Raw genomic sequence first — 12,093 nt, 5'->3', positions numbered from 1 at the left:
AGCCATCCCGTCCCCGATCAGCACCGTCCTTCGACGGATTTGCGACCGAGGACGCCGGATCAGGCTGCAGCCAGTTTCAGGATGGGTGCGGCCATTCGCGCCGCAGCGCCGCGATGCGCGGCCGCGAAGGCCCTCGCAGCGTCCGCCATCTCTTGCCGCTCGCTGGGCTGCGTCAGCAGCGCGAGCGCCTGCGACAGGCCCTCGGTCAGCGTGGCTACGCGGCGCGCGGCGCCGGCCTGCAGCGACAGCTCCGCTGCCTCGGCGAAGTTGAAGGTGTGCGGGCCCATGAAGAGCGGAACGCCGCAGGCGGCCGTCTCGATGAGGTTCTGGCCGCCCAGCTTCTCGAAGCTGCCGCCCAGCAGCGCGACATCGGCCAGGCCGTAGTACAGCGCCATCTCGCGCATCGAGTCGCCCAGCCACACGTCCGCCACGCCCGCGCTCAGGGGCGGCGTCGCGATGTCGCTGGTGCCGAAGGCGCTGCGGCGCGCGAGCGTCAGGCCGGCGTCCGTGACCATCGCGGCGATCTCGTCGAAGCGCTGCGGATGACGCGGCACGATCAGCAGCAGCGGTGAACCCGCTTGCGCCCTCGCCGCCCGTGCCGACTTCCAGGCCGCGAGCATCGCGGCCTCCTCGCCCTCGCGGGAGACCGCCAGCATCACCACCGGCCGGTTCAGGCCGACGCGCCAGGCGCGTCCGCGCGCGAGCAGGGCCTCGTCGGGCTGCAGGTCGAATTTCAGGTTGCCGCTGACACGCACCTCGGCGACGCCGGCCTGGCGCAGCCGGTCGGCGTCCTCGGCGGTCTGCGCCAGCGCCAGGCGCAGGCTGCGCGCCGCGGGCGCCAGCAGCGCCTTGAACTTCTCGCCGCGGCGCAGGCTGCGCGCGGAGAGCCGCGCATTGGCCAGGACCATTGGCACGCCGGCCTTCAGCGCCTCGTGCTGGACGTTGGGCCAGATCTCGGTTTCCATCAGCACGCCGACCGCGGGCCGGGTGCGCCGCAGGAATCGCCGCACCGCGCCCGGCGTGTCGAAGGGCAGCCAGCGCTGCGTGTCGCCGTCGCGCAGCAGCGCGCGGCCGGCTTCCCGGCCGGTCGCCGTGGTGTGGGTGAGCAGCAGCCGCAGGCCGGGCCGCTCCCGCCGCAGCTGCTCGATGAGCGCCGCGGCGGCGCGTGTCTCGCCCAGCGAGACCGCATGGACCCAGATCGAGCCGGGTTCGATCGCCGCGCCGAAGCCGAAGCGTTCGGCCGGATGCACCGCGTAGAGCGGCTCCTGGCGGCCGCGCAGGAACAGGCGCAGGAAGTACGCCGGCGCGGCGAGCCTCAGCACCGTGCTGAAGACGCCGCGCGCCATGCGCTCCTTGAACGAGTCCGGCGTCACCGGCAGCGAGCGCCGCTCAATGGCCCGAGGTGAAGGTGATGTCCGGCTTCACGCGCGTGAGCTGCGCCAGGACTTCCTTCTGGATGCGCTCGAGCGCCTCCTGGGTGTGGCCCTCGAAGCGCAGCACCAGCACCGGCGTGGTGTTGGACGCGCGCACCAGGCCGAAGCCGTCGTCGTACTCGACGCGGATGCCGTCGATCGTGACGATCTCCTTGGCATTCGGGAACTCGGCGATTTCCTTGAGCTTGGCCACGACCTCGTGGTGCTCGCCTTCCTTGCAGGGGACGTTGAGCTCGGGCGTGTTGACGCTGTTGGGCAGGTCGTGCAGGACCTTGGACGGGTCCTCGCTGCGCGAGAGGATCTCCAGCATGCGCGCCGCCGTGTACATCGCGTCGTCGAAGCCGTACCAGCGCTCGGCGAAGAAGATGTGGCCGGAGAGCTCGCCGGCCAGCGGCGCGCCGGTTTCCTTGAGCTTGGCCTTGGCCAGCGAGTGGCCGGTCATCCACATCAGCGGCTTGCCGCCGTGCTCGCGGATCCACGGGGCCAGGCGCTGGGTGCACTTGACGTCGAAGATGATCTCCGAGCCCGGCAGGCGCTTGAGGATGTCCGCGGCGATCAGCATGATCTGGCGGTCCGGCATGATCATCGTGCCGTCCTTGGTGACGATGCCCAGGCGGTCGCCGTCGCCGTCGAAGGCCAGGCCCAGCTCGGCATCGGTGGCGTGCACGACGCGCTTGAGGTCCTCGAGGTTCTCGGGACGCGACGGATCCGGATGGTGGTTGGGGAAGTCGCCATCCACCTTGGAGAAGATGTCGATGACCTCGCAGCCCAGCGCGCGCAGGATGGCCGGGGCGGTCGCGCCCGGAATGCCGTTGCCGCTGTCGACGACGATCTTCATCGGACGCGCCAGCTTGGCATCGCGGACGATGCGCTGGGTGTACTCGGCGATGATGTCCATCGCGGCGACGCGGCCCTTGCCGGTGGCGTAGTCCTCGGCCTCGATGCGGCGCTTCAGGTCCTGGATCTGCTCGCCGTAGACGGCGGCGCCCTTGAGGACCATCTTGAAGCCGTTGTAGTCCTTCGGGTTGTGGCTGCCGGTGACCTGGATGCCGGAGTTGCAGCCATGCTTGCCGCGCGTGGCGGCGACGTAGTACAGCATCGGCGTGGTGACGGCGCCGATGTCGACGACATCCAGCCCGGTCGACTTCAAGCCGCGGATCAGCGCATCCACCAGCGACGGGCCGGACAGGCGGCCATCACGGCCGACGGCGACCGCCTTCTCGCCGAGCTTGAGCGCCTCGGTGCCGAAGGCCTTGCCGAGGTGCTCGGCCAGCGCCTCGTCCAGCGTCGTGCCCACGACACCACGGATGTCATAGGCCTTGAAGATGGATGCGTGAACTTGCATGTGCGTCCTTGGAGGAATGGGTGATGGTTCAAAAACTGGGGCGCATTGTAGGCAGGCCCCATGCGGCGTTCGTGTAACCCGGTGCACGCAGGCAATTCGCGGACCAAGGGGCGCGCGGCCGGGCCCCGGCGGCCCGCAGGGACATGTCCGAAAACGGCCAGATCCGGCGCAGGCCGACTCCTATCATCCTGGCCATGGACTTCCTCCTCGACCCCGACCACTGCTACCCCGCGCTGCTGGCGCGGGATGCGCGCTTCGACGGCCAGTGGTTCGTCGGCGTGACCTCGACCGGCGTGTACTGCCGGCCGATCTGCCGGGTGCGCACGCCGCGCCGGGAAAACTGCCGCTTCTTCCCGAGCGCCACGCTGGCCGAGGCCGCGCGCTTTCGCCCCTGCCTGAAGTGCCGCCCCGAACTGGCGCCCGCCGCACGCCCCTGGAGCACGATGGACGCCGCCGAGGTGCTGGCCCGGGAAGCGGCGCGCTGGCTCGACGAATGCGCGCCGGAAGAGGCCTCGCTGCCCGCGCTGGCCGCCCGCCTGGGCGTCAGCGAACGGCATGTGCGGCGCGTCTTCACCGCCGTGCACGGCGTGGCGCCGCTGCAGTACCTGCAGACGCGCCGGCTGCTGCTGGCCAAGCAGCTGCTGACCGACACCCGGCTGCCGATCGCCGAAGTCGCCCTGGCGGCCGGTTTCTCGAGCCTGCGCCGCTTCAACGCCGCCTTCCAGGAGCATTACCGCCTGAGCCCGACCGCGCTGCGCAAGGGCGGCGCCGAGGCCGAGGGCGCCCGGCCCGAGCGCGCGGCGGAGACCACCGAACTGCGCCTGGACCTGCGGCCGCCGCTGCTCGGCACCGAGCTGCTGCGCTTCCTGGCCGCCCGCGCGGTGCCTGGCGTGGAGCAGGTCGACGTGGCCGGCCTGTCGCTGGCGCGCAGCGTGCGGCTGACGCGGGCGGGCCAGCCCGACCTGCTGGGCTGGGTGGCGCTGCGCCTGAGCCCGGACGGCGCCGAGCGCCCGCAGGTGCGGGTGTCGCTGAGCCCCTCGCTGTGGCCGGCGATCGCGACGCTGATGCCGCGGCTGCGCCGCTGGCTGGACCTGGACGCCGACCCGCAGGCGATCGCCGCGGCGCTCGGCGAGACCCTGGGCCCGGCCGCCGAAGGCCTGCGGCTGCCGGGCTCGCTGGACCGTTTCGAGCTGGCGATCCGCGCGGTGCTGGGCCAGCAGGTGACGGTCGCCGCGGCGCGCACCCTGGCGACCCGCCTGATCGCGCGTTTCGGCGAGCCCCTGCCCGAGGCCGCCGATGCGCCGCCCGGCGTGACGCATGCCTTCCCGACGCCCGCCACGCTGGCCGCCGCGACGGTGGACGAGATCGCCACCCTGGGCATGCCCGGACGGCGCGCGCAGGCGCTGATCGACCTGGCGCGTCACTGGCCGACGCTGGCCTTCGCGCAGGGCCGCGGCACGGTGGAGGACGCCATCGCCGAGCTGGCCGCCCTGCCCGGCCTGGGCCCCTGGACCGCGCACTACATGCTGATGCGAGGCTGGAGCTGGCCGGATGCCTTTCTGCCGGGCGACGTGGTGCTCAAGCAATGCCTGGAGCAACGCGCCGGGCAGCCGCTGCGGCCGCGCGAGCTGGTCGCCGCCGCCGAGCATTTCGCCCCCTACCGCAGCTACGCCGTGTTGCAACTGTGGCGGGAAGCCGCGCTCAAACCCCGCAAAGGAACCACGCCATGAAGACGTCCGCCGTCACGCACACCGCCTGGACCGAGGCCGACACCCCGCTGGGCCGGCTGCTGATCGCCCGCAACGCCCAGGGGCTGTCGGGCCTCTGGTTCGAGGACCAGAAGTACCACCCCGGCACGATCGACGCGCCGCGCGACGACGCCGATCCGCTGCTGCGCGAGACCGTGGCCGCGATGACGGCCTATTTCGCCGGTCGCGACGAAGCCTCGACGCCGCCGTCGCTGCCGCCGATGGCACCGGCCGGCACCGCGTTCCAGCAAGCCGTCTGGCGCGCGCTGCTGGACATCCCGTCGGGCCTCACCGTGACCTATGGCGAGCTGGCCGCGCGCCTGGGCCGGCCGGAGGCGGTGCGCGCGGTCGCGGCGGCGGTCGGGCGCAATCCGGTGTCGGTGCTGATCCCGTGCCACCGCGTGCTGGGCGCCGACGGCAGCCTGACCGGCTACGCGGGCGGGCTGCATCGCAAGGAGGCCCTACTGACAATCGAGGGCGGTCTTCCGGCTACGCTTCGCCCCTCGCCGTCCGGCCCGCCGGCACGGCGCCACGACAACAACACACCAGGGGTATCCGCGTGAAGCGAAGCGATCTGATCGAACTGCTCGTCCTGGCCGCCATCTGGGGCGCGTCCTTCCTGTTCATGCGGCTGGCCGCGCCGGAGTTCGGCGCCGTGGCCACCGCGGCGGTGCGCGTCGCCGGCGCGTCGCTGTTCCTGCTGCCGCTGCTGGGCCTGCGCGAGGGCCTCGGCGACCTGCGTACCCACTGGAAGGGCCTGCTGCTGGTGGGCGTGCTCAACAGTGCCTTCCCGTTCGCGCTGTTCAGCTATGCCGCGCTGTCGATCAACGCCGGCCTGTCGAGCATCCTCAACGCCACCACGCCGATGTGGGGCGCGCTGGTGGCCTGGGCCTGGTTCGGGCAGCGCCTGGACGGCTCGCGGATGCTGGGCCTGGCGCTGGGCTTCGCCGGCGTGGTCCTGCTGGCCTGGGACAAGGCCTCGTTCAAGCCGGGCGGCAGCGGCTTCGCGATCGTCGCCTGCCTGATCGCCGCGCTCAGCTACGGCGTCGCCGCCAGCGCCACCAAGCGCTACCTCACCGGCGCCAGCCCGCTGGCCGTGGCCACCGGCAGCCAGTTCGCCGCCGCCCTGCTGCTGGCCGCGCCGGCCTGGTCGATGCGACCGGCCGCGATGCCCAGCGCGCACGCCTGGGGCGCGGTCGCGCTGCTGGCGCTGCTGTGCACCGGCGTCGCCTACATCCTGTTCTTCCGCCTGATGAAGCGGGTGGGGCCGACCAACACGATCTCGGTGACTTTCCTGATCCCGGTCTTCGGGCTGCTGTGGGGCTGGATCTTCCTGGGCGAGACCCTGAGCGCCAGCATGGCCGCCGGTTGCCTGGTGGTGCTGCTGGGCACCGCGCTGGCGGTGGGCGTGCTCAGGCTGCCTTCGACGACGCCGCCAGCGACGTCCTGAGGATCCGCTCCGACAGCCCCGGCGCCGCGCCCGCGCAGGCCCGCGCCAGGATCAGCCCGCCGACCATGGTGGCCAGCAGGCCGATCGCGCGGGCCTCATCCTCGGCGGTCGGCGTCTCGACCACCGTGCCGTCGGGCCGGTGGGTCGCCAGTTCGTGAACATAAGCACCGATGCCGGCGCTCATGGACTCGCGCAGCAGACCGCCCTCGCGCGCCGCGTCCACGCCCAGCGCCGCCATCGGGCATCCACCGCCCGGCGCATCGCGGTGCGCGGCGCTGAAGTAGCGCTTCAGGAGCGGCCCCAGGTCGCCATCGTGCTTCTCGAGCTGCGTCGCCAGCCGGGACAGCGAGGCCTCAAAGGCCTGGTCGCAGGCCTCGGCCGCGAGCTCTTCCTTCGACGCAAAGCGCCCGTAGAAGCCGCCGTGGGTGAAGCCGGCCTCGCGCGAGATCTCCGCCAGGCCGACGCCGGCGATGCCGCGCTCGCGATATAGCTTGGACGCCGCGTCGACCAGCGCCTGGCGGTTGGCGGCCGATTGCTCTTTGGTGACTTTCATGATGCTCGGCATTGTAGGAAGCGCGCTCGGCCAGCGCGGCGACGGCACGCCGGAATCCTCGATTTTAAGTAGGGGCATCATTAAATCTGCGCTCGACTTCGGCAAGGCCGATACCATGTCGGCCATCATCAAAAACCGTCCCGACGGCGCCGCATGGCGGCCCGGCGCGGACGCCGGCACCCGAAGGAACCGCATGCCCGCCGCCGCCCTGTCCCACCGCCTGACCCATCGCGGTCTCCATTTCAGCTGGGTGATCGCCGGGCTGACCTTCCTGACGATGCTGTTCATGTCGGCCGCGCTGGGCCTGCCCGGCGCGATGCTGCAGCCGCTGGCGCAGGAATTCGGCTGGTCCACCAGCCAGATCTCGTCGGCCCTGGCGCTGCGCTTCGCGCTGTTCGGCCTGATGGGGCCGTTCGCGGCGGTGCTGATGGAGCGCTTCGGCGTGCGGGCCGTGGTCAGCGTGGCGCTGGCGCTGGTCGGCGGCGGGATGCTGATGGCCGGGCTGGTCACGCAGCTCTGGCATCTGGTCGTGCTGTGGGGCGTGGTGCTGGGACTGGGCAGCGGGATGACCGCGCTGGTGCTGGGCGCGGTCGTCTCCAATCGCTGGTTCGCGTCCCGCCGGGGGCTGGTCATGGGGATCCTGACCGCGAGCGCGGCGACCGGCCAGCTGATCTGCCTGCCGGTCGCCGCCTGGATGATCGAGCGCTGGGGCTGGCGCGCGCCGCTGCTGCCGCTGGCCGTGCTGTGCCTGGGCGTGATGGCGCTGGTGCTGCTGTTCATGCGTGACCGGCCGTCGGACCTGGGCCTGGCGCCCTATGGCGCCGAGCCGGCCTCGTCGACGCCGGCACCGGCCGCCACCGCCGCGGCCGCGGTGACCTGGCGCACGCCGTTCGTCGCGCTGCGCGAGGCGTCGACGCAGCCGACCTTCTGGCTGCTCTTCGGCACCTTCTTCATCTGCGGGCTGTCGACCAACGGCCTGGTGCAGACGCATTTCATCTCGCTGTGCGGCGACTACGGCCTGGCGGCGGTGCCGGCGGCATCGGTGCTCGCGATGATGGGCGTGTTCGACTTCATCGGCACCATCGCCTCGGGCTGGCTGAGCGACCGCTACGACGCCCGCAAGCTGCTGTGCTGGTATTACGCGCTGCGCGGGCTGTCGCTGCTGTGGCTGCCGAGCGCGGAGTTCACGCTGTACGGGTTGTCGCTGTTCGCGGTGTTCTACGGGCTGGACTGGATCGCCACCGTGCCGCCGACGGTGCGCCTGACCGCCGAGCGCTTCGGCGCGGCGAAGGTCGGCATGGTGTTCGGGTGGATCTTCGCCGGCCACCAGATCGGCGCCGCGGTGGCCGCGTACGGCGCGGGACTCAGCCGCAGCCTGCTGCTGAGCTATGCGCCCGCGCTCTACGTGGCGGGCGCCGCCTGCCTTCTGGCGGCGGGCATGGCGATGACGATCCGGCGCCGGACTGCGGCAGGCTGATGGCCCTCACCCCTCCCCGGCCAGCAGCGCCTGCAGCCCTGCCTCGTCGAGGATGGTCACGCCGAGCTCGCGCGCCTTGTCGAGCTTGGACCCCGCCTCCTCGCCCGCGATCACGTAGCTGGTCTTCTTCGACACCGACCCGCTGACCTTGCCCCCCGCGGCCTCGATCAGCTCCTTGGCCTCGTCGCGCGACAGCGTCGGCAGCGTCCCCGTCAGCACCAGCGTCTTGCCCGCCAGCGGCTGCGGTCCCGCCGGCGCGGCGACGGCGCCATCGCTCTCGGGGAAGCTCACACCCGCGGCGATCAGCTGCGCGACGACCTCCCGGTTGTGCGCCTCGGCGAAGAAGGCCGCGATGCTCCTGGCGACGATCGGCCCGACGTCCTTCACCGCGAGCAGCTGCTCCTCCGTCGCGTTCATCAGCGCATCCATGTTGCCGAAGTGCTTCGCCAGGTCCTTGGCCGTGGTCTCGCCCACCTGCCGGATGCCCAGCGCGAAGAGGAAGCGCGCCAGCGTCGTGTGCTTGCTCTTCTCGAGCGCGTCGATCAGGTTCAGCGCACTGCGATCGCCCATGCGCTCCAGCGCGGTGAGCTTGGTCACGCCGAGCTTGTAGAGCCCCGGCAGGCTCGTCACGAGGCCGCCGTCGACGAGCTGGTCGACCAGCTTGTCGCCCAGGCCCTCGATGTCCATCGCGCGACGGCCGGCGAAGTGCAGCATCGCCTGCTTGCGCTGCGCCGGGCAGAAGATGCCGCCGCTGCAGCGGTGGTCGATGCCGCCCTTCTCGCGCACCACGTCGCTGCCGCAGATCGGGCAGTGCCTGGGCATGCGGAAGTTGGGCACGTAGTGCGCGCGCCTGGCGTCCACCTTGCCGACGACCTCCGGGATCACATCGCCGGCGCGCCGGATGATCACCTGGTCGCCGACGCGGATGCCCTTGCGACGCATCTCGAAGAGGTTGTGCAGCGTCGCGTTGCTGACCGTCGTGCCGCCGACGAAGACCGGCTCCAGCTTGGCCACCGGCGTCAGCTTGCCGGTGCGCCCGACCTGGATCTCGATGCGGTCCAGCCTGGTGACCTGCTCCTGCGCCGGGTACTTGTGCGCGACCGCCCAGCGCGGCTCGCGCGACACGAAACCGAGCCGCCGCTGCAGCTCGCGGCTGTTGACCTTGTAGACGACGCCGTCGATGTCGAAGGGCAGCGCGTCGCGCTTCTCGCCGATCTCGCGGTGGAACTTCACCAGCCCTTCGGCGCCGCGCACCACCGCGCGGTCGGCGTTGACCGGCAGCCCGTAGGACTGCAGCGCGTCCAGCATCGCGCTGTGCGTGGCGGGGATGTCCCAGCCGCGCGTCTCGCCGATGCCGTAGGCGAAGAAGCTCAGCGGCCGCTGCCGCACCAGCGCCGGATCGAGCTGGCGGATCGCCCCCGCGGCCGTGTTGCGCGGATTCACGAAGGTCTTCTCGTTGTTGGCGCGCTGCCGCTCGTTGAGCTTTTCGAAATCGTCGCGGCGCATGTAGGCCTCGCCGCGCACCTCCAGCACCTCGGCCTTGGCGCCGTCGCCCCGCAGTCGCAGCGGGATCTGCTGGATCGTGCGCACGTTCTGCGTCACGTCCTCGCCCGTCTCGCCATTGCCGCGCGTGGCGGCCTGCACCAGCACGCCGCGCTCGTAGCGCAGGCTGATCGCCAGGCCGTCGAACTTGAGCTCGGCCGCGTACTCGACGGGCGCAGCCTGCTCGCCCAGGTCCAGTTCCCGACGCACGCGCGCGTCGAAGTTCTCGGCGCCGCTGGCCTCGGTGTCGGTCTCGGTGCGGATGGACAGCATCGGCACCACATGCCGCACCGGCTCGAAGCCTTCCAGCACCGCGCCGCCGACCCGCTGCGTCGGCGAATCGGGCGTCAGCAGCGATGGATGCGCGGCCTCGATCGCCTGCAGTTCCTGGAACAGCCGGTCGTACTCGGCATCGGGCAGCGCGGGCGCGTCCAGCACGTAGTACAGGTGGGCGTGATGGTGCAGCTGGTCACGGAGTTCGGCGGCGCGGACGGCGGCCTGGTCGAGGGGAAGCGAAGCCGCGGAGGCAGTGGAAGCGGGCTGGGCAGTCATCCGCGCATTGTGGCGCAGGCCGGTCGCGCGGCCGTTGGTCAGGCCGTCCCTGGACACGCTGCCGGAGGGCCGGCGGCCGGGGGTCAGGCGCCCGTGTCGGTCGCCGGCGGTGCCGCGCGGGCGATCATGACCTGGTCGACGCGGTGGCTGTCGACGTCGACGACCTCGAAGCGCCAGCCGTGCCATTCCACGACGTCGGTCCGCTTGGGGATGCGCCGCAGCATCACCATCAGGAAACCGGCCAGCGTGTCGTACTGGCCCGGGTGCGGGAAGTCGTCCACGCCCAGCGCGCGCTGCACGTCCGGGATCGGCGTGATGCCGTCGGCCAGGAAGCTGCCGTCGTCGCGGCGGATGATCTGCTGCTCCTCCTCGTCGGTGGAGACCAGCGAGCCCATCACCGTGCTCATCACGTCGTTCAGCGTGATCACGCCCACCACCAGCGAGTACTCGTTGACGATGACCGCGAAGTCCTCATGTGCCTGGCGGAACTGGGTCAGCACCTCGGCCAGCGTCAGCCGGTCCGGCACGATCAGCACCTTCTTGACCAGCGCCGGCTCGGCGCGCAGCGAGATCACCTCGCCGCGCAGCACGCGCTGGAACAGGTCGGTCGCGTCGACGTAGCCGACCACCTGGTCGATCTCGCCATCGCAGACCAGGTAGGTCGAGTGCGGCGAGTCCGCGATCCGCGTGCGCACCAGCGCCTCGTCGTCGTCGAGCGAGAAATAGACGACGCGCTCCCGCGAGGTCATCGACGACTCCACGGTGCGGGTCTCGAGCTCGAGCACGTTCTCGATCACCTGCTGCTCCGCGGCCGCGACGACGCCGGCCTGCTGGCCCGCGGCGGCCATGGCGAGGATGTCGTCATGGGTGATGGTGTTGTCCGGCGTCATCGGCCGGCCGAGCAACCGCAGCAGGCCGTCCGTGACCAGGCCCAGCGCCCAGGCGACCGGCCGCAGCAGCACGGTCAGGAACAGCATCGGCCGGATCAGCGCCAGCGCGACGCGCTCGGGTTCGTTCATCGAGAGCCGCTTGGGCAGCAGGTCCGCCAACACCACGAACAGCGTCGTGACGCAGCCGAAGGACAGCGCGAAGGCCACGCGCTGCGCGGTGTCGACGTCGATCAGCGGCCGCAGCAGCGATTCGAAGTGGGGCGTCAGCGCGCCCTCTCCGACCACGCCGGCCAGGATGGCCAGCGTGTTGACGCCGATCTGCACCACGGTGAAGTAGTGGCCGGGTTGCTCCTGCACCTTCAGCACCTGCGCGGCCCGCGGGTCGCCCTCGTCCGCCATCTGCCTGAGCTTGAGCCGCCGCGACGCGGCCAGCGACAACTCCGCCATCGAGAAGAACGCGCTGGCGGCGATCAGCAGGAAGATGAGGAACAGGCTGGAACTCAAGGCAGCTTTCGCAGTGGGCAAGCCGCCAGTGTAGCGGGCGCCCCTGCCCCGGCGCCCCGGCGCGAAGGCGCGGCGACGAGGGCCTGCGGCGCATCACGGCAGGTCCGGCGAACGCACCGCCACCACCAGCACGCCAGGCCGGTCGCGGGCGTCGCGCTCGCAGCGCAGCCACCAGACGCCGCCCTTGCGCAGCCGCCAGGGCGTCGTGTCCGCGAGCCGGTCCAGCGGCACGCCGCCGACCAGGTGGGCGAGCGCCAGTCCCAGCGTCGGCTGGTGACCCACGACCATCACCGGGGCCGTCGCCTCGGCCCAGCCGGCGGCCTCGAGCAGCGCCCGCACGTCCCGTTTGGGCGCGAGCGCGTCGCTGGATAGGACCTTGCGGCGCAGGTCCTGGACCGTCTGGCGCGTGCGCACCGCCGGGCTGACCAGCACACGGGTGTCGCGCGGCAGGTGCCGGTCCAGCCAGTGCGCCATCTCGCGGGCCTGGCGTTCGCCGCGGCCGGTCAGCACCCGCGACAGGTCGTCCATACCGGGCGCGGCGTCGGCGGCCTCGGCGTGGCGCCACAGGATCAGGTCCATCGAATCGGCCATCGGGCGGG

The 12,093-nt window shown here is 71.8% G+C and carries 10 protein-coding genes; 4 read left to right on the top strand and 6 right to left on the bottom strand.

Annotated elements, in window-relative coordinates:
• Positions 1-59 precede the first annotated feature (59 nt).
• The gene (locus tag FHT37_RS04785) at positions 60-1,346 is read right to left on the bottom strand and encodes a 3-deoxy-D-manno-octulosonic acid transferase (RefSeq protein WP_183481263.1); all 1,287 of its coding nucleotides are present in this window, start codon (positions 1,344-1,346) and stop codon (positions 60-62) included.
• A gap of 43 nt (positions 1,347-1,389) precedes the next feature.
• Positions 1,390-2,778: a phosphomannomutase/phosphoglucomutase gene (locus FHT37_RS04780; RefSeq protein ID WP_183479158.1), complete on the bottom strand. Its 1,389-nt coding sequence runs from the start codon at positions 2,776-2,778 to the stop codon at positions 1,390-1,392.
• 194 nt (positions 2,779-2,972) lie between these two features.
• On the opposite strand from FHT37_RS04780, the gene FHT37_RS04775 reads away from it, so the two are divergent.
• Genes FHT37_RS04775 through FHT37_RS04765 form a run of 3 tightly spaced genes read left to right on the top strand, consistent with a single transcriptional unit; the run spans position 2,973 to position 5,976 of the window.
• The gene (locus FHT37_RS04775) at positions 2,973-4,508 is read left to right on the top strand and encodes a DNA-3-methyladenine glycosylase 2 family protein (RefSeq protein WP_255488632.1); all 1,536 of its coding nucleotides are present in this window, start codon (positions 2,973-2,975) and stop codon (positions 4,506-4,508) included.
• On the top strand, positions 4,505-5,089 hold the full coding sequence (locus tag FHT37_RS04770) for a methylated-DNA--[protein]-cysteine S-methyltransferase (RefSeq protein WP_183479154.1): 585 nt from the start codon (positions 4,505-4,507) through the stop codon (positions 5,087-5,089). Before FHT37_RS04775 ends, FHT37_RS04770 begins: the two co-directional genes overlap by 4 nt.
• Entirely contained in the window at positions 5,086-5,976 is an 891-nt protein-coding gene (locus FHT37_RS04765; RefSeq protein ID WP_091724349.1) for a DMT family transporter, read from the top strand. The genes FHT37_RS04770 and FHT37_RS04765 overlap by 4 nt, the downstream gene beginning before the upstream one ends.
• Here the strand turns inward: FHT37_RS04765 and FHT37_RS04760 are convergent.
• Positions 5,939-6,529, bottom strand: a complete 591-nt coding sequence (locus FHT37_RS04760; RefSeq protein WP_183479152.1) for a TetR/AcrR family transcriptional regulator — start codon at positions 6,527-6,529, stop codon at positions 5,939-5,941. The genes FHT37_RS04765 and FHT37_RS04760 overlap by 38 nt on opposite strands.
• 193 nt (positions 6,530-6,722) lie before the next feature.
• On the opposite strand from FHT37_RS04760, the gene FHT37_RS04755 reads away from it, so the two are divergent.
• Positions 6,723-8,006, top strand: a complete 1,284-nt coding sequence (locus FHT37_RS04755) for an MFS transporter (RefSeq protein ID WP_183479149.1) — start codon at positions 6,723-6,725, stop codon at positions 8,004-8,006.
• A 6-nt stretch (positions 8,007-8,012) separates the two neighbouring features.
• Here the strand turns inward: FHT37_RS04755 and ligA are convergent, their stop codons facing one another.
• The 3 genes from ligA to FHT37_RS04740 all read right to left on the bottom strand — a co-directional run bounded on the left by ligA (position 8,013) and on the right by FHT37_RS04740 (position 12,085).
• The gene (gene ligA / locus FHT37_RS04750; protein ID WP_183479147.1) at positions 8,013-10,100 is read right to left on the bottom strand and encodes an NAD-dependent DNA ligase LigA; all 2,088 of its coding nucleotides are present in this window, start codon (positions 10,098-10,100) and stop codon (positions 8,013-8,015) included.
• An 83-nt stretch (positions 10,101-10,183) separates the two neighbouring features.
• A complete protein-coding gene (locus FHT37_RS04745; protein ID WP_255489488.1) occupies positions 10,184-11,494 on the bottom strand; it encodes a hemolysin family protein in 1,311 nt (436 codons plus the stop codon).
• Positions 11,495-11,587: 93 nt separating this feature from the next.
• Positions 11,588-12,085, bottom strand: coding sequence for a histidine phosphatase family protein (locus tag FHT37_RS04740; RefSeq protein ID WP_255489487.1), 498 nt, complete (start codon positions 12,083-12,085; stop codon positions 11,588-11,590).
• Between the last annotated feature and the right edge of the window lie 8 nt (positions 12,086-12,093).

This window comes from Mitsuaria sp. BK037 (assembly GCF_014193045.1).
Taxonomy (GTDB): domain Bacteria; phylum Pseudomonadota; class Gammaproteobacteria; order Burkholderiales; family Burkholderiaceae_C; genus Roseateles.
The sequence above is the reverse complement of the archived record's forward strand: the minus strand, read 5'-3'. Positions and strand labels throughout refer to the sequence as shown.

Coding starts and splice junctions, on each gene's coding strand:
- FHT37_RS04785 (WP_183481263.1), bottom strand. CDS start 1,346: ATGGCGCGCGGCGTCTTCAGCACGGTGCTGAGGCTCGCCGCGCCGGCG.
- FHT37_RS04780 (WP_183479158.1), bottom strand. CDS start 2,778: ATGCAAGTTCACGCATCCATCTTCAAGGCCTATGACATCCGTGGTGTC.
- FHT37_RS04775 (WP_255488632.1), top strand. CDS start 2,973: ATGGACTTCCTCCTCGACCCCGACCACTGCTACCCCGCGCTGCTGGCG.
- FHT37_RS04770 (WP_183479154.1), top strand. CDS start 4,505: ATGAAGACGTCCGCCGTCACGCACACCGCCTGGACCGAGGCCGACACC.
- FHT37_RS04760 (WP_183479152.1), bottom strand. CDS start 6,529: ATGAAAGTCACCAAAGAGCAATCGGCCGCCAACCGCCAGGCGCTGGTC.
- FHT37_RS04755 (WP_183479149.1), top strand. CDS start 6,723: ATGCCCGCCGCCGCCCTGTCCCACCGCCTGACCCATCGCGGTCTCCAT.
- ligA (WP_183479147.1), bottom strand. CDS start 10,100: ATGACTGCCCAGCCCGCTTCCACTGCCTCCGCGGCTTCGCTTCCCCTC.
- FHT37_RS04740 (WP_255489487.1), bottom strand. CDS start 12,085: ATGGCCGATTCGATGGACCTGATCCTGTGGCGCCACGCCGAGGCCGCC.